This window comes from Stenotrophomonas sp. Ps181 (genome assembly GCF_025697425.1).
Taxonomy (GTDB): Bacteria; Pseudomonadota; Gammaproteobacteria; order Xanthomonadales; family Xanthomonadaceae; genus Stenotrophomonas; species Stenotrophomonas sepilia.
This window is the reverse complement of the sequence record NZ_JAHWBI010000006.1, coordinates 253,358-269,995: the sequence shown is the minus strand read 5'-3', so window position 1 is coordinate 269,995 and position 16,638 is coordinate 253,358. Positions and strand designations below refer to the sequence as shown.

The window sequence follows — 16,638 nt, the reverse complement described above, 5'->3', positions numbered from 1 at the left end:
TTGTTCTTTGTGTGCCATTGACGGGCGCTGGCCAGCGCACAACAAAAAGGCCGCAGCATCGCTGCGGCCTTCCTTCGAGATCACTTCCGGGCGCTCATCCGTTCGGAATCAGCGTCTCGATCAGATGCTCGACGTACGCTTCGAAATCCTCGCGCGCCTGCTTGGGCTGCTGCAGCTGCAGCGACAACTGCAGGAAGCCGACATAAGCGGCGTACGCAAGGCGTGCGCGATGACGCGCGTCGGTCGAGCTGAGGCCGGCCTGGCGGAACGAGGCGACCAGGTAGTCGAGGCGACGCTGCGAGACCCGGTCGATCACCGGCCGCACCATCGGATGATCCAGTGCCTTCAGCAGCTCGCTGTAGATGATGTGCGGCTGCACTTCATGCGCCACCATCTGGAACAGCTGGCGCAGGCGCACGCGCGGGTCCGGTACGTCTTCCAGGCTGCCGAACACCTGTTCCTGTTCGAACAGTTCCCAGCGTTCCAGCGCCGCCTGCAGCAATGCATCGCGCGAAGGGAAATGCCAGTAGAAACTGCCCTTGGTAACGCCGAGCCGCCGTGCCAGCGGCTCTACCGCGACGGCGCCGACACCTTGTTCAGCAATCAGATCGAGGGCCGCCTGGGCCCAGTCTTCGGCACTCAGGCGGCTGTTGCGGCCGGCGCGCGGTTCGCCGGCGGAAGCGTCAGGTTGATTCATGGACTGATTTAACCATACGCCGGGGTTCGTTGCAGTACGCGGTTGCGGTCGAAACCGTCGCAGGCCCCTCGGAAGGGTCCCTCCACACGCATTCTGCAACGCACCATACCGTGCAGTATTGACTTCCCCTCGAAGCCCTCCATACTAGCAAGTATGGTTATGTCCCCAACTCCCGCTGCGTTCCATGACCTGCGCCTGGACGCCGCCCATGGCGCCCGCCTGGCGGCGACCGTCAGCGACCATGGCCGGCGCGGCCGGGTCCTGTTTGCCCATGGCTTCGGCCAGACCCGCCACGCCTGGAATGCCACTGCCCGCGCACTGAACGCGGCCGGCCTGCAGACGCTGGCCTACGACGCCCGCGGCCATGGCGATTCGGACTGGAATGGCGCCGACCTGCCCTATCACGGCGAACAGTTCGCCGACGACCTGATCGTGCTGGCCGGCGAACAGCCGCGCCCGCCGGTACTGGTTGCCGCTTCGATGGGTGGCCTGTTCGGCCTGCTGGCCGAGTCGCGCTGGCCGGGCCTGTTTTCGGCGATGGTACTGGTCGACATCACCCCGCGCTGGGATACCGCCGGTGTCGAGCGCATCCTCGCCTTCATGACCGCCCATCCCGACGGCTTCGCCTCGCTGCCCCAGGCCGCCGACGTGATCTCGGCGTACATGCCGCACCGTCCGCGCAAATCCGAGCAGTCGCTGCGTGCGCTGCTTCGCGAGGACGGCCACGGGCGCTGGCGCTGGCATTGGGACCCACGCCTGGTGGCCGAGCTGGCCCGCGACAGCGAGCAGCACCAGGACGCACTGGCCGAAGCCGCTCGCCAGGTGAAGTGCCCGCTGCTGCTGGTCAGCGGCGGCCGCAGCGACCTGGTCACGCCGCAGACCGTGGCCGAATTCCTGGCGCTGGCGCCGCATGCGCGCCATGTACAGCTGCCGCAAGCGACCCACATGGTCGCCGGCGATGACAACGACGCCTTTACCGCTACTGTGTTGGACTATCTGGACGTGTTGCCTGCAGCGGACGCTGCGGCTTCGTCCGCCACAAACGAGCACGTCACCGGAGCACGCTCATGAGCATCGTTCTTCCCTTCCTCGCCTTGCTGCTGGCAGGCGCCTTCGTCGCCTACCACCGCATGCGGCTGGTTACCTGGACGCTGATCAGCGTGGCCCTGCTGGCCGCCTGCTGGTTCATTCCCTACATCAACCAGACCGCCACGATCGTCGCGGCCGCCGTGTTGGCCGTCATCGCCGTGCCGCTGCTGCTGCCGTTCATCCGCAAGCCGCTGCTCACCGGCCCGATGATGAAGGTGTTCCGCAAGGTGCTGCCGCCGCTGTCGCAGACCGAGCGCATCGCGCTGGAAACCGGCTCGGTCGGTTTCGAGGGCGAGCTGTTCACCGGTGATCCGGACTGGAACATCCTGCTCAACTATCCCAAGCCGCAGCTGACCGCTGAAGAACAGGCCTTCCTCGATGGCCCGGTGGAAGAGCTGTGCACGATGGTCAACGACTGGGAAATCACCCACGTCCACGCCGACCTGCCGCCGGAGCTGTGGGCCTTCATCAAGAAGAACAAGTTCTTCGGCATGATCATCCCGAAGGAATATGGCGGCCTGGGCTTCTCCGCGCTGGCCCACCACAAGGTGATCCAGAAGCTGGCGTCGGTGTCTTCGGTGGTCAGCTCCACCGTCGGCGTGCCCAACTCGCTGGGCCCGGGTGAGCTGCTGGTGCACTACGGCACCCAGGAACAGAAGGACCAGTACCTGCCGCGCCTGGCCGATGGCCGCGAAGTGCCCTGCTTCGGCCTGACCGGTCCGTTCGCCGGCTCCGACGCCACCTCGATTCCGGACTACGGCATCGTCTGCAGGGGCGAGTGGAACGGTGAGCAGGTGCTCGGCGTCAAGCTGACCTTCGACAAGCGCTACATCACCCTGGCCCCGGTCGCTTCGCTGATCGGCCTGGCCTTCCGCATGTACGACCCGGATGGCCTGATCGGCGATACCCGCGACATCGGCATCACCCTGGGCCTGCTGCCGCGTGATACCGCCGGCGTCGAAATCGGCCGTCGCCACTTCCCGCTGAACTCGACGTTCCAGAACGGTCCGATCCGCGGCAAGGACGTGTTCATTCCGCTGACCCAGCTGATCGGTGGCGCAGCCATGGCCGGCAAGGGCTGGAACATGCTCAACGAGTGCCTGGCCGTGGGCCGCTCGATCACCCTGCCGTCCACCGCCAGCGGCGGTGCCAAGGCTGGTGCCGCCGTGACCGGCGCCTATGCGCGCATCCGCAAGCAGTTCGGCCTGTCGGTCGGCCGCTTCGAAGGCGTGGAAGAAGCGCTGGCCCGCATCGGCGGCAAGGCCTACAAGATCAGCGCGCTGTCGCAGGCTACCGCCGCGGCGGTCGATCGTGGTGACGTGCCGTCGGTGCCGTCGGCGATCGCCAAGTACCACTGCACCACCATGAGCCGTGAAGTGATCTCGGACATGATGGACGTGATCGGCGGCAAGGGCATCATCCTGGGGCCGCGCAACTTCGCCGGCCGCAGCTGGCAGGCCGCGCCGATCGCGATCACCGTGGAAGGCGCCAACATCATGACCCGCAGCCTGCTGATCTTCGGCCAGGGTGCGATCCTCTGCCACCCGTGGGTGCTGAAGGAAATGAAGGCCGCGCAGGATCCGGATACCCGTGCCGGCCTGCAGGAGTTCGACCGCAGCCTGTTCGGCCACATCCGCTTCGGCATCTCCAATGCCGTGCGTTCGTTCTGGTTCGGCCTGACCGGCGCGCGCTTCGGCGCCGCCCCGGGCGACGCCTACACCCGCCGCTACTTCCGCAAGCTGGACCGTTACTCGGCCAACCTGGCGCTGATGGCCGACATCTCGATGATGACCCTGGGCGGCAAGCTGAAGTTCAAGGAATCGCTGTCCGGTCGCCTGGGCGACGTGCTGAGCCATGTCTACATGACCAGCGCCATGCTCAAGCGCTACCACGACGAAGGTGCACCGCAGGCCGACCAGCCGCTGCTGGCCTGGGCCTTCCATGACAGCGTGCACAAGATCGAAGAGTCGCTGTCGGCCGCGCTGCGCAACTTCCCGATCCGTCCGATCGGCTGGCTGATGTGGGCGCTGATCTTCCCGCTGGGCCGTCGTGCCGAGGCTCCGGGTGATCGCCTGAGCCGCCGCGTCGCCGCCCTGCTGATGGCGCCGAACGAGGCCCGCGACCGCCTGGCCAATGGCGTGTTCCTGACCCCGTGCGAGAACAACCCGGGCGGCCGCATCAACAGCTACCTGAGCAAGGCGATCATGGCCGAGCCGGTGGAGCGCAAGTTCCTGAAGGCGCTGAAGAGCAAGGGCATCGAAGCGCTGGACTTCAAGAGCCAGCTGGACGAGGCCGTGGCCGAGGGCGTGATCACCCAGGACGAGCGCAGCCTGCTGGAAGAGCTGCGTACGCTGACCCTGGACACGATCACCGTGGACGACTTCGACACCCACGAACTGCGCGCGGCCAGCTACTACGACCGCCAGCACAAGGACCCGCATTCGCAGGCGGCCTGATCGCCCGCGACACGCGTTGCCTTCGACGGCGGGCCTCGGCCCGCCGTCGCTTTATCCGCCGACCGGAATACCCCTCATGTCCACGCCCCTGCTCTCGCTTTACCAACGCCTGCAGCGCTGGCCCGCCGGCACCTGGCTGTTCTCGCGCGCGGTGTGCTTCAAGGCCCCCTACTTCGCCAGCATTGCGCCACGCATCACCCGCCTGGAACACGGCCGCTGCGAAGGCACGCTGGCCGACCGCCGCAGGGTGCGCAACCACATCGGCACGGTGCACGCGATCGCGATGTGCAACCTGGCCGAACTGACCGCCGGGTTGATGGTCGACGCCTCGCTGCCGAAGGGCATGCGCTGGATCCCGAAGGGGATGCAGGTGCGGTACCTGGCCAAGGCGCGTGGCACGCTGCAGGCGGTGGCGTTGCCGGCACAGCCGATTGTCGTCGCGGCCGAGGGCTATGCGCTGCCGGTGACGGTCAGCGTGCGCGACCGTGCCGGCACGGAGGTGTTCAGCGCGGTGATCGACATGTGGTTGTCGCCGGCGAAGTAAGTTCCCGCGAACGGCGCAGCCCCTCGTGGGTGGACGCGGGATGCGGTTTATCGGTTGGGCCGGAGGGGTGGGGCCAGGCGGGGACGCCGCAAGTACGTCCGTGTAGCCTTAGCCGCGCCATCCATGGCACGGATACCCCGCCCGCCCCCCCCTCCGGCCTCGGACGGATCTCTGCGGCGTCCACCCACGCAAGATAAAAAGAAGAGCAGAAGCAGAAGCAAAAGCGGCCCGATGGCCGCTGTTTTCATGCGCGCAGAACCCACGAGCGCAGCAACCCGCTGTTGCCCTTGATCTTCTTTTTCTTCTCCGTGGGCTGGCCGCACACGGAACCTGTCAGGGGTGGGGCGGGTGGGCCGTGCAGGGGCGTTGGCGCCATGGATGGCGCCATCGAGCTTACAGGGACGTACTTGCAGCGTCCCCTGTACGGCCCACCCGCCCCACCCAACACATGACCTGCTCTAAACGGCCAACCCACGAGGGGCTGCGCCGTTGGCTGGAAACTACACCAGCGCGCGAAACACCAACGCCAAGATCGCCGGCACCGCCTGGATCATGAAGATGCGGCGGCTCACGCTGTACGCCCCATAGCACCCCGCCACCACCACGCAGGCCAGCGAGAACGTCACCAGCACCGGCTGCCCGATCACCAGCCCCACCACGATGCCTGCTGCCAGGAAGCCGTTGTACAAGCCCTGGTTGGCCGCCAGCACGCGCGTGGTCTCCGCCTTCTCCGGCGTGTTGCGGAAGGTCTTCAGGCCCAGCGGGCGGGTCCACAGGAACATCTCCAACACCAGGAAATAGACGTGCAGCAGGGCGACGAGCAACGTCAGGATGAGCGCGATCCAGTACATGGGCAGTTCCTTGGACAGGGATGGGGGTCGGGCCCCGGGAAATCAGCGGTCGCGCGGTAGTTTCTTTTCTTCGCGCAGTACACCGAACGCGGCTGCGGTCATGCACGCGGCCACCAGCATGCCGCCGATGAACACCACGTGCGAGCCGAACAATGACAGGCCCTTGTGCACCCAGGCAAAGCTCAGGTCCGCACCGCGGTAGACCACGGTGTCGATCGCTGCGCCGGCCTTGTAGCGCCACTGCCGGTCCACGCGCGTGTAGATGGTCTCGCGCGCCGGCTTGGCCAGTGCGAATTCGCTGGCGCGGGTCATCACCTGCACCATCGCCACCAGCAAGGGCATCGGCGAGGCCGCCAGCACCGAGAAGCCGATCAGGATCGCGAAACCGGGAATCAGCAGCGCCGGCGCGATGCCGTGGCGCGAAAGCAGCCAGCGGGTCAGGCCCAGCTGCATCAACAGCGCCAGCGCATTCACTGCCAGGTCGATGCGCGAGAAGAACGCGGTGCTGGCTGCGGGGTCGGTGAACGCCGCACGCACGATCGCAGCCTGCTGGTTGTAGAGCAGCGTCCCCACGCCCACGCCGAACACCACCATGATCGCCAGCCAGCGCAGCAGCGGCTCGCGCACGATCAGTTTCAGGCCATCCAGCACACGACCGCCCATCGGCTTTTCGCCCGATATCAACTGCTGCTCCTGCTCGCGGAGCACCGCCCAGTGCCGCAAGCGCCAGATGCAGAACAAGCAGATCGCCAGGAAACCGGCCGACACCAGCATCAGGTTGGCGATGCCCACGCGCTGCACCAGCGCACTGGTGATGATCGGACCAAGGAAGGCACCGACGGTGCCCGCCGCGCCAAGGTATCCATAGAAGGCCCGTGCCTGCACATTGGAGAACACATCGGCCATGAAGCTCCAGAACACCGCCACCGCGAACAGGTTGAAGACGGTGATCCAGAAGAAGAAGGCCATGCCGCGGCCAGGCACGCCGCTGTCGAACATCATGTAGAAGCCAAGCAGGGTCACGATGAAGAACCCATACACCGCCGGCAGGAACACCCGTCGCGGGAAGCGGCTGACCAGCCAGCCGTACACCGGCTGCAGCACCAGCATGATCACGAACACGCAGGAGAACAGGAACTGCAGGACGAAGTCCTTCAACGCGATGCCATGGCTGGCGAACCAGGTGATCAGCACGGGCGGGAACACCGTTTCCAGGTCCGCCGAGGCGGCCATGGCCTCACGCACCGGGCGCAGCACGTAGTAGCCGCTGAGCAGGCAGAAGAAGTACAGGAACGACCACCACAGCGCCGGCGACTCGCGCAGCGCCGCCGCCAGGCCCTGCAGCGGCCCCTTGCCCGATGCAGCGCTCATGCAGCGCCCCTCGCCCACAGACGGCGGTTGGACAGCAGCATGGCAGGCTCCGGGGCGGTGAAGCGCGTACGTTAGCCAATGCACTGCAACATCGCCAGCGTGACGCGCCCTCGCGCCTGCGGACGGACGCGACGACCGGCCTGGACGACACGTTCCGATACACACTTTCGGGGCGTCAAAATTCCAACTTTTTCAACAAGATGCGCATTCATCTTCGCTCTGTTTGTGCACAGGGGAAAAGCGGCGCTAGAATCGCCATCAGCAGTCGCGCACGGGTCCAACCGATGAAAAAGAACAGCCTGCGTCGTCCGATCCGTTCGGCGGCCACCGGTTTGCTGGGCATGTTGATGCCCGTTGCCTTGTCCACCACCGCGCAGACACCGCCGGCGTTGCCGCCGATGCCGACCAACATCGAATCCGCGACGGCTGCCACCGTCGCCCATACCCAGCCTGCGGCCTACCGCACCGGTCTGGTGCCGCGCGTCCAGGCGCCGGCGGCTGGCTTCAACGTCGCCAACATCGAATCGATGGCGCAGCAGCTGACCTATGGCGAGCGCGTGCCAGGCATGGCGGTGGCGATCGTGCAGGGCGGCCGCATTCTCAGCGCGCGTGGCTATGGCGTCACCGACGTCAACAACCCGCTGCCGGTCGATGCGCACACCGTGTTCCGCCTGGCCTCGCTGTCCAAGGCCTTCGCCGGCACCATGGCCGGCCTGCTGGTCAACGACGGCACGCTGCGCTGGGACAGCAAGGTCACCGACTACGTGCCGGGCTTCCGCCTCAATTCGCCCGAAGCCACCGACCGCCTGACCGTGGCCGACGTGCTCAGCCATCGCGTCGGCCTGCCGTACAACGCCTACGACCGCGACATCGAAGGCAACGCCGAGTACTACGCGCTGACCCAGAAGCTGGCCAACACCAGCCTGAAATGCCTGCCGGGCGACTGCTACGCCTACCAGAACGTGGCCTTCAGCCTGATCGGCGACGTGGTCTATGCGGCCTCGGGCAGCTTCTACGAGCAGTCGGTCGAGCGCCGCATCTTCAAGCCGCTGGGCATGAATGATGCCAGTCTCGGCCTGGCCGGCATCCAGGCCAGCTCGCGCTGGGCGCGTCCGCACGTGCGCAGCCGCAACGGCTGGGTCTCGCTGACGCCCAAGCCCACCTATTACCGCGTCGCTCCGGCGGCTGGCGTCAACGCCAGCGCCAGCGACATGGCGCAGTGGCTGCTGGCCCACACCGGCCATCGCCCCGACGTGCTGCCGGCACCGCTGCTGGCCACCCTGCATTCGAGCCTGATCAACACGCCGGGCGAGATGCGTTCAGGCTGGCGCCGTGAGCGCCTGCACTCGGCGGGCTACGCATTGGGTTGGCGTACCTTCGACTACGCCGGCCACGACGTGGTGTTCCATGCAGGTGCCGTGCAGGGCTATCGCGGCCTGGTCGCGCTGGTGCCGGAACGCGACCTCGGCATCGCCATCCTCTGGAATGGCGAAAGCGGCCTGCCCAGCGGCCTGCTGCCGACCGTGCTCGACTCCGCGCTCGGCCTGCCGGCGCAGCGCTGGCTGGACGTGGACACCGACTTCGGCAGCGACAACCTGATGGCCGAGGGGGCCAGCCCGGCGCAGCAGGACAAGCGCAAGGGCAAGGGCGCCTCGGCCAATCGTGCGGTGGCGTCGCCGCGCTGATCAGGCGGGCTCGATCGTGTGTGCGAAGGGCGGCCTGCGGGTCGCCCTTTTTGTTGGCTCGACTCTACAGATGCAAAGAGCAGTTCCGCGGCGCTAGTGCGCGAAGTAGTGCATGCCGCCATCCACCGGAATCACCGCGCCTGTGATGTAGCCGGCCAGCGGCGAGGACAGGAACGCCACCAGTGGCGCCACTTCCTCGGGTTCACCGAAGCGTCCGATCGGGATGTTGCCGGCGATGAACGCACGCCGGCTTTCCTCGGTGGGATGCAGGCGTTCCAGGATCTGCGCGCTGTTGATGCGCCCCGGTGCAATCGCATTCACCGTAATGCCCTGCCCGGCCACCTCCGACGACAGCCCCTTGCTCCACAGATGCAGCGCCGCCTTCGCCGCAGTGGCCGCGTTCACCGCACGCGGTTCCATCGAGCCGCTGAAATTGATCACCCGCCCCCATGCCTGCGCCTGCATGCCAGGCAACAGCGCCTGGGTCATCCGCCGCGCGGCGGAAAAGTTCAGGGCGATCGCTTCCTCCCAGACATCATCATCGGCGTCGACGCTGGTCGGCCGGGAGCCCCCGGCGGCGTTGACCAGGATGTCGACGCGCTGCAATGCCTCCCGGGATGCCTGCGCGATGTACCGGACGTCACCGGCCACGGTGACATCGCCGGCCACGACGACCGGTGCCGCGCCGCCTTCGGCTTCGATCCGCGCCGCCAGCGCCTGCAGGGGTGCCCGCTGCCGTGACGTGATGGCAACGCGCACGCCCTGGGCCGCCAGCTGCCTGGCGACGGCGGCACCGATGCCACTGGCCGCGCCCGTCACCAACGCGGTACGGCCAGCAAGATTCAAGTCCATGGTGTTCTCCTGTCAGCGTGGCCGGCGAATCCGGTCCGTGCACGACATGCTGTTTGATCACCCCTGATTGATAAACTCCACGCAGGTTTCAGCATTCAACACCCGGGGTGTCAGATGAACCTGCTGGAGAGCATGCAGGTCTACGTGCTGATCGTGGACAAGGGCAGCCTCAGTGCGGCAGCTGCGGCGATGGACATCTCCGCGACGATGGCCGGCAAGCATCTGCGTGCATTGGAAGCACGGCTGGGCATGCAGCTGTTGAGCCGAACCACCCGGCGCCAGCACACGACGCCGTTCGGCCAGGACTACTACACGCGCTGCCGGGAGATCCTGCGCCTGGTGGACGAAACCGATGCGCAGGCGCAGCACCAGCACCTGGCACCGGCGGGCACGCTGCGAATCAGTGCACCCGTGATCTTTGGTACGCATGCACTGGTACCGGCACTGGCCGAGTACATGGCGCGCCATCCGGATGTCCGGGTCGAAGCGACGCTGACTGATCGCGTGGTCGACCTTGCCGAAGAGGGCTTCGAGGCGGCACTGCGGATCGGCACGCTGGCCGACAGCAGCGTGCTGGTGGCGCGAGCCCTGGCCCCTTATCGCCTGATGATGTGCGCCTCGCCGGCGTATCTGGCCAGGCATGGCACGCCACGCAGCGTGCATGCACTTGCCGGCCATCAATGCCTGTCGTTCGAACCGAGTGCGCTTGCACAGTGGCTGCAGGACGACGCTGGCGAGCTCGACCACGTGCCCGACGGCCGACTGCAGATCAACAATGGCGAAGCGCTGCGTTCGGCGGCGCTGCATGGCCTGGGCATCGTCCTGCAGTCGACGCTGCTGCTGGCCGCCGATGTCGAGGCGGGGCGTCTGGTGCAGCTGCTCCCAGGGCACGGCCAGGCCGGTCGGCCGATGCACGTGGTCTATGCGCACGACCGTTACCACTCCACCCGCCTGCGCAGCTTCCTCGACTTCCTGGTGGAACGATTCCCGCCGGTAGTCACCCCACCAGGCGATCGAAGCGGCCCATAAAAAAACCCCCTCCCCGCTGGGCAGCCAGGGAAGGGGGTTTCAGGATGCGGCTATCGGGAAGTACTTAGATCAGCGGCGCCGGGGTTGCCGGCAGAGCGACCGGAGCGGCCTTCTTCTTGCGGGCGGCCGGCTTGCGCTTGGCAACCTTCTTCGCTGCCTTCTTCGGGGCAGCCTTCTTGGTGGCCTTCTTCGCGGTCTTCTTTACTGCCTTCTTGGCGGTCTTCTTGACGGCCTTCTTGGCAGTCGCCTTCTTTGCGACCTTCTTGGCCGGCTTGCGGGCCGCAGCCTTCTTGGCAGTCTTCTTGGTGGCCTTCTTGGCCGCCTTCTTCGCGGTCTTCTTGACGGCCTTCTTGGCAGTGGACTTCTTGGCGACCTTCTTCGCCGCCTTCTTCACTGCCTTCTTCGCAGTGGTCTTCTTGGCGACCTTCTTCGCAGCCTTCTTCACTGCCTTCTTGGCAGTCGCCTTCTTCGCGACCTTCTTCACTGCCTTCTTGGCAGCGGCCTTCTTCGCGACCTTCTTCACCGCTTTCTTGGCGGCGGGCTTCTTCTTCGCAGCTTTCTTGGTTGCCATGGGATGGCTCCTCGTCAGTGATAGGGAGTTGAAACGCCCAGTTGGATCAAACCCGCGGATGCTGCGTGCGGGGACCGCCGGCGCGTCAGGCGCGCCGTTACGGATGCGGCGATGCCCGCCTCGATCGGCGGAGCGGACATCGGAACGGGAGGTGCCTTGCATTTCTCCGGGGGAAGCGGGGCCGTGTCCACCGTCATCAGGGTCGCGGTGGTCTTGAAGGGGCTGCTTCGCATCGGACGATTGATTCTGCGCACTCGGTTGGGCAGGCAAGGTCTGCTGAGGCGAAACCTAATCACGGTTTTTTTTACTGTCAACAACCCCCGCGAAAAATTTTCACATCCGCGCCTTTCCGAGCGCCGTCGGCGCCACTGCTCTACGCGGCCCGCCATGGCGGTTGAAACGTCGCGCAAGCGCGCTGCATGCACCGGCATCGATGCATACGTTGAACAAAAAACACTTGAAATAAGCACTCCGCGCATATAGACGCAGACTCGCAACGGCATCGCGCGTGCGACGTCGATGGTCACCGGCAACGCCACCAACGCCAGCACAACGGCGCCGCAACAGGGGGCGAAAACTTTTCACATCCGAGTGCGTCGGCGCGGGGCTGAAACGCGGATTTGCGCAAAACTGCGCACGCCCATCGGCACCGTTCGCCTGTCGGCTGATGCCACGCCGAGGGTGCGCAGCGAACCCCGCGTCATGAGTCCGGTGCAGTCGCCAAAACAAGAACGGCCACCCGAAGGTGGCCGTTCCAGAATCCGGAAACGACGACTCAGTGGTCTTCGTTCTCCAGGGCTTCGGCGTACGCGTCCGGGTCCAGCAGCTCGTTGACCTCATCGGCGTTGGTCAGTTCGACCACGAACATCCAGCCTTCGCCGTAGGCATCTTCGTTGATGGTTTCCGGCTTGTCGGACAGGGCCGAGTTGACCTCGACGACCTTGCCGCTGATCGGGCTGTAGACGTCCGAGGCGGCCTTCACCGACTCGACGACGGCGATCTGCTCGCCGGCCTTGGCGTCGGCGCCGACTTCCGGCAGTTCGACGTAGACCAGGTCACCCAGCAGGCCCTGGGCGTGGTCGGAAATACCGACGGTGACGCGGCCATTGCCTTCGACACGGGCCCACTCATGGGACTTGAGGAACTTGAGGTCGCCGGGGATCTCGCTCATGGGACTGCTCCAGAGATATGCAGGGGGTGGAAAAAACGGGGCTAGTGTAACCAACCGGCCGCCACTGCTGTCAGTGACGACCGGCACGTAAGGATCAGGCGTCGGCCAGCACGCCGGGCTGCGCCTGGCCTTCCCGAACGAACGGGAACTTGACCACCCGCACCGGCACCTGACGGCCGCGGATGTCGACGGTGACCTCGCCGAGTTCACCGGCCGGCACGCGGGCGAAGGCGATGCCCTTGGCCAGCGTCGGCGAGAAGGTGCCGGACAGGATCTCGCCCTGGCCGCTGGCCGTGGTGACCGTCTGGCCGTGGCGCAGCACGCCCTTCTCGTCCATCACCAGGCCGATCATCTGGCGCGCGGTGCCGGCGCTCTTCTGCGCCTCCAGCACGTCGCGGCCGATGAAGTCGCGGCCTTCGTCCAGCGACACGGTCCAGGCCAGCGCCGCTTCGTACGGGCTGATCTCTTCGTCCATGTCCTGGCCGTACAGGTTCATGCCCGCTTCCAGGCGCAGGGTGTCGCGCGCGCCAAGGCCGGCCGGCTTCACGCCCGCCGCCAGCAGGCGGTTCCAGAAGGCGACCACGGCGTCCTGCGGAAGCAGGATCTCGAAACCATCTTCACCGGTGTAGCCGGTGCGCGCGACGAACAGCTCGACGCCGTCATCGGACTGCACCTGCAGGGCGGCGAAGCGGCCCAGCTTGGTCAACGCTGCGCGGTCGGCTTCGCGGGCCAGGCCGATCACGATGTCGCGCGCCTGCGGGCCCTGCACGGCGAGGATGGCCAGGTCCGGGCGCTGCTCGACGGCGACGCCGAACGGCGCAGCCTGCTCGCGCAGCCAGGCCAGGTCCTTCTCGCGGGTAGAGGCGTTGACCACCATGCGGAAGAAGTCGTCGCCCAGGTAGTAGACGATCAGGTCGTCGATGACGCCGCCGCGCGGATTCAGCATGCACGAGTACAGTGCCTTGCCGGTCACCTTCAGCTTGTCGACCGAGTTGGCCAGCAGGCGGCGCAGGAACGGCTTGACCTGGTCACCACGCAGGTCGACCACCGTCATGTGGCTGACGTCGAACACGCCGGACTCACGGCGCACCAGATGGTGCTCGTCCAGCTGCGAGCCGTAGTGGATGGGCATGTCCCAACCCCCGAAATCGACCATCTTGGCGCCAAGGGCGCGGTGGGTATCGTTGAGCAGCGTCTTCTGGGTCATGACCGGGTCCGGCAGCAGAGGAAACAAGAAACCCCATTATCCCAGATCGGCCGCCCGCAGGCGTGCCGCAGCGCAGCGGTTCGTGGAAGCGGAAGCGCGGCCCGCCGGGCCCTTTCCTCTGCCGGCGAGGCAATGCCCGCAAAGCACCGGGGCCGCCCGCTACAGGCGCACCCGCCCACGCAGGATGTCGAGGAACATCACCCAGTCACCCATGAACGAGTACAGCGGATGGCGGAACGTCGCCGGTCTGTTCTTCTCGAAGAAAAAATGGCCGACCCAGGCGAACCCGTAGCCGCAGAACAGGGCGCCGAGCAGGAACAGCGGCTGGCCGCGCAACAAGGCAGTGGCGACCAGCAGCAGGACCCCGCAACTGCCGATGAAGTGCAGCCGCCGCGATACCGGGTGGCGGTGCTCGCTGAGATAGAACGGATAGAACTCGCGGAAGCTGGCGAAGCGGGACATGTGCGTGCTCCGGGGGCCAGGGGCGCCCCCATCATGCGCCATCGCTGACCTTGTTGCGCCGAGCCATGCCCGGCCCTACACCGAAGGCGTGCGCGGCCCGAACATGATCACCGCCATGCCGGCCAGGCACAGCGCTGCGCCCAGCAGGTCCCAGCGGCTGGGACGAATGCCTTCGACCAGCCACAGCCAGAACAGCGCGGTGCCGATGTACACGCCACCGTAGGCGGCATAGACCCGTCCGCTGGCCGTCGGGTGCAGGGTCAGCAGCCAGGCGAACAGGGCCAGACTGGCCGCCGTCGGCAGCAGCAGCCAGACGCTGCCTCCCTTGCGCAGCCACAACCATGGCAGGTAGCAGCCGACGATCTCGGCCAGCGCGGTCAGCAGGAACAGGCCGAGCGTTTTCACGCCTTCTCTGCTGCCTTGGCCTGCTGCCACAGTGCTTCCTGCGCATCCAGGTCCAATGCGGCCAACGCCTCACCCTGTGCGTCGGCCTGCGCTTCCATCGCGCGGAAGCGACGCTCGAACTTGTGGTTGGCACCGCGCAGTGCAGCGCCCAGATCGATATCGGCATGACGCGCCAGGTTCGCGCAGACGAACAGCAGGTCGCCCAGTTCTTCCTGCAGGCGCGCCTTGTTGCCCGCGACATCGCCGCGTTCGAACTCCTCGCGCAGCTCCTGCAGCTCCTCGGCTGCCTTGTCCAGCACCGGCAGCGGACCCGGCCAGTCGAAACCGACCTTGGCCGCGCGCGACTGCAGCTTCACCGCCCGCTGCCATTCCGGCAGGCCGCGCGAGATACCGGCCAGTGCGGAGGTGTCCTGCTCGCCCTTGGCGGCACGCTCGGTGCGCTTGATCGCCTCCCAGTTGCGCGTCACCCCGTCCGCATCGTCCACGCTGACATCGGCGAACACGTGCGGGTGACGGCGCTGCATCTTGTCGCTGATCGCACGGGCGACCTCGGCGAAGGCAAACGCCCCCTGCTCCTCGGCCATGCGCGCGTGGAACACCACCTGCAGCAGCAGGTCGCCAAGCTCGTCGCAGAGATCGTCCAGGTCGCCGCGGTCGATCGCATCGGCGACCTCATAGGCTTCTTCGATGGTGTAGGGGGCGATGGTCGCGAAGTTCTGCTCCAGATCCCACGGGCAGCCGCCCTGCGGGTCGCGCAGCCGCGCCATGATCGCCAGCAGGCGCTCCAGTTCGTTGCTTGCGGCGCTGCCGGTGGCGGGGGTGTCGTGCGCGCTCATGCGGCCTCCAGGATCAGTCGGACAACCAGTCGCGCCATGGCAGGCTGGTATCACCAAGGGCAATGAAATCGCCGTTCAACAGGGTCTCGCGGCGGTTGTAGCGGAACGGCTTGCCGGTCGCCGCCGACAGCACCGCGCCGCCGGCGGCATGCAGCACGCACTGGCCGGCGGCCGTATCCCATTCAGAGGTCGGGCCCAGCCGCGGATAGACATCCAGGCCGCCTTCGGCGATCCGGCAGAATTTCAGCGACGAGCCCTGCGCGATGGTCTCGATGCGGCCCATGCGCGCCAGCAGCGCCTCGGTTTCCGGCGAACGGTGCGAGCGGCTGGCGGCGACGCGCAACGGGGCGGAGGCCGGCGTGCGGGTGCGCAGCACGGTGTCATGCAGGCCCTGCCGCCGATAGGCCAGTTCGCCGCGCATGGCATGCCAGACAATGCCGGTGACCGGCGCCAGCACCACGCCGAATGCCGGCGCCCCCTGGTAGATCAAGGCGATGTTGACGCTGAATTCGCCGTTGCGCTTGACGAACTCGCGGGTACCGTCGAGCGGATCCACCAGCCAGTAAGCGCCCCAATGGCGACGCTGCTCCCAGCCCACCTGCGCCGATTCCTCGGACAGGATCGGCAGGTCCGGTGTCAGCTGCCGCAGGCCCAGCTCAATGACCTGGTTGGCCGCCAGGTCGGCCGCGGTGACCGGGCTGTTGTCGTCCTTGATCTGGACCTCGAAGCCATCGGCATACACCTGCATGATGGCTTGGCCGGCCTGCTGGGCGATGGCGATGGCGGTCTCGCGCAGGTCCGTCGTCAGCTTGATCATCGCGTTCCCTGCAGCCACTGGCGGGCAATGAACAGCGCCGCCAGCGAGCGTCCCTCGGAGAAGTCCTCGCGCAACATCAGCTGGTCCAGTTCGGCCAGCTTCCACGGCACCACTTCCAGTTCTTCCGGCTCGTCGCCGGCCAGCTTTTCCGGGTACAGGTCGCGCGCCACCACCAGCCACGACTGGTGGCTCATGTAGGTCGGGGCCAGGGTCATCGCGCGCAGCACGTCGACCCGGCGCGCACCATAACCGGCCTCTTCCTTCAGTTCGCGGTCGGCCGCCTGCTCGGGGGTCTCGCCGGCGTCGATCCTGCCCTTCACCAGCCCCAGTTCGTAACGATGCATGCCGGCGGCGTATTCACGCACCAGCAGCACGGTTTCATCGTCGAGCATCGGCACCACCACCACTGCACCGTGACCACGGCTGACCAGGCGCTCGAAACGGCGACGTTCACCGTTGGAGAATTCCAGGTCCAGATGCTGGCGCTGGAAGGGGCCGTTCTCCTCATCGGTGATCCGATGGATGATCGGCAAGCGACGGCCGGCACGGTCATCGTTCATGCGGAATCTCCGCGGCGACCGGCGGCTGCGCCGGG

General features: G+C 66.6%; 18 protein-coding genes. 6 read left to right on the top strand and 12 right to left on the bottom strand.

Translation table 11 applies throughout. From position 1 onward, the window contains the following. Positions 1–94: 94 nt before the first annotated feature. Positions 95–697, bottom strand: a complete 603-nt coding sequence (locus KXV01_RS15605; protein ID WP_005418411.1) for a TetR/AcrR family transcriptional regulator — start codon at positions 695–697, stop codon at positions 95–97. 153 nt (positions 698–850) lie between these two features. Here KXV01_RS15605 and KXV01_RS15600 point away from each other — a divergent pair, with 153 nt between their 5' ends. The 3 genes from KXV01_RS15600 to KXV01_RS15590 all read left to right on the top strand — a co-directional run bounded on the left by KXV01_RS15600 (position 851) and on the right by KXV01_RS15590 (position 4,786). After that, positions 851–1,768, top strand: a complete 918-nt coding sequence (locus KXV01_RS15600; protein WP_049412221.1) for an alpha/beta hydrolase — start codon at positions 851–853, stop codon at positions 1,766–1,768. Further along, on the top strand, positions 1,765–4,242 hold the full coding sequence (locus KXV01_RS15595) for an acyl-CoA dehydrogenase (protein ID WP_049439014.1): 2,478 nt from the start codon (positions 1,765–1,767) through the stop codon (positions 4,240–4,242). Before KXV01_RS15600 ends, KXV01_RS15595 begins: the two co-directional genes overlap by 4 nt. Positions 4,243–4,318: 76 nt before the next feature. Further along, positions 4,319–4,786 (top strand): hotdog fold domain-containing protein, encoded by a 468-nt coding sequence (locus KXV01_RS15590; RefSeq protein ID WP_049412216.1) that lies wholly within the window; start codon positions 4,319–4,321, stop codon positions 4,784–4,786. Positions 4,787–5,286: 500 nt separating this feature from the next. Here the strand turns inward: KXV01_RS15590 and KXV01_RS15585 are convergent, their stop codons facing one another. Beyond that, the gene (locus KXV01_RS15585) at positions 5,287–5,637 is read right to left on the bottom strand and encodes a DUF1304 domain-containing protein (protein WP_049415604.1); all 351 of its coding nucleotides are present in this window, start codon (positions 5,635–5,637) and stop codon (positions 5,287–5,289) included. A gap of 42 nt (positions 5,638–5,679) precedes the next feature. Further along, positions 5,680–7,008, bottom strand: a complete 1,329-nt coding sequence (locus tag KXV01_RS15580) for an MFS transporter (RefSeq protein WP_099495367.1) — start codon at positions 7,006–7,008, stop codon at positions 5,680–5,682. Positions 7,009–7,292: 284 nt separating this feature from the next. Here KXV01_RS15580 and KXV01_RS15575 point away from each other — a divergent pair, with 284 nt between their 5' ends. Next, positions 7,293–8,693: a serine hydrolase domain-containing protein gene (locus KXV01_RS15575; protein ID WP_099495366.1), complete on the top strand. Its 1,401-nt coding sequence runs from the start codon at positions 7,293–7,295 to the stop codon at positions 8,691–8,693. Between the two features lie 93 nt (positions 8,694–8,786). On the opposite strand, the gene KXV01_RS15570 is transcribed toward KXV01_RS15575, so the two are convergent. Next, a complete protein-coding gene (locus KXV01_RS15570) occupies positions 8,787–9,545 on the bottom strand; it encodes an SDR family oxidoreductase (RefSeq protein WP_049415599.1) in 759 nt (252 codons plus the stop codon). A gap of 114 nt (positions 9,546–9,659) precedes the next feature. Between KXV01_RS15570 and KXV01_RS15565 the strand changes: the two genes are divergently transcribed. Next, positions 9,660–10,574, top strand: coding sequence for a LysR family transcriptional regulator (locus tag KXV01_RS15565; protein ID WP_099495365.1), 915 nt, complete (start codon positions 9,660–9,662; stop codon positions 10,572–10,574). A 64-nt stretch (positions 10,575–10,638) separates the two neighbouring features. Here KXV01_RS15565 and KXV01_RS15560 read toward each other — a convergent pair whose 3' ends face one another. After that, on the bottom strand, positions 10,639–11,145 hold the full coding sequence (locus KXV01_RS15560; protein WP_049415591.1) for a hypothetical protein: 507 nt from the start codon (positions 11,143–11,145) through the stop codon (positions 10,639–10,641). 111 nt (positions 11,146–11,256) lie between these two features. Here KXV01_RS15560 and KXV01_RS15555 point away from each other — a divergent pair, with 111 nt between their 5' ends. Continuing rightward, entirely contained in the window at positions 11,257–11,628 is a 372-nt protein-coding gene (locus tag KXV01_RS15555) for a hypothetical protein (RefSeq protein ID WP_134709580.1), read from the top strand. A 292-nt stretch (positions 11,629–11,920) separates the two neighbouring features. Here KXV01_RS15555 and gcvH read toward each other — a convergent pair whose 3' ends face one another. From gcvH to nudE, 7 genes are all read right to left on the bottom strand, one after another. Further along, a complete protein-coding gene (gene gcvH / locus KXV01_RS15550; protein WP_005418426.1) occupies positions 11,921–12,316 on the bottom strand; it encodes a glycine cleavage system protein GcvH in 396 nt (131 codons plus the stop codon). Between the two features lie 94 nt (positions 12,317–12,410). Continuing rightward, the gene (gene gcvT, locus KXV01_RS15545; protein ID WP_049438098.1) at positions 12,411–13,523 is read right to left on the bottom strand and encodes a glycine cleavage system aminomethyltransferase GcvT; all 1,113 of its coding nucleotides are present in this window, start codon (positions 13,521–13,523) and stop codon (positions 12,411–12,413) included. 159 nt (positions 13,524–13,682) lie between these two features. Next, the gene (locus tag KXV01_RS15540; protein ID WP_049415586.1) at positions 13,683–13,985 is read right to left on the bottom strand and encodes a DUF962 domain-containing protein; all 303 of its coding nucleotides are present in this window, start codon (positions 13,983–13,985) and stop codon (positions 13,683–13,685) included. Between the two features lie 75 nt (positions 13,986–14,060). After that, positions 14,061–14,390 (bottom strand): YnfA family protein, encoded by a 330-nt coding sequence (locus tag KXV01_RS15535; RefSeq protein ID WP_099495364.1) that lies wholly within the window; start codon positions 14,388–14,390, stop codon positions 14,061–14,063. After that, a complete protein-coding gene (mazG, locus tag KXV01_RS15530; protein WP_099495363.1) occupies positions 14,387–15,226 on the bottom strand; it encodes a nucleoside triphosphate pyrophosphohydrolase in 840 nt (279 codons plus the stop codon). The genes KXV01_RS15535 and mazG overlap by 4 nt, the downstream gene beginning before the upstream one ends. A 13-nt stretch (positions 15,227–15,239) precedes the next feature. Continuing rightward, positions 15,240–16,043, bottom strand: coding sequence for a 3'(2'),5'-bisphosphate nucleotidase CysQ (gene cysQ / locus KXV01_RS15525; protein ID WP_049415579.1), 804 nt, complete (start codon positions 16,041–16,043; stop codon positions 15,240–15,242). Continuing rightward, the gene (gene nudE / locus KXV01_RS15520) at positions 16,040–16,603 is read right to left on the bottom strand and encodes an ADP compounds hydrolase NudE (protein ID WP_005418435.1); all 564 of its coding nucleotides are present in this window, start codon (positions 16,601–16,603) and stop codon (positions 16,040–16,042) included. The genes cysQ and nudE overlap by 4 nt, the downstream gene beginning before the upstream one ends. Between the last annotated feature and the right edge of the window lie 35 nt (positions 16,604–16,638).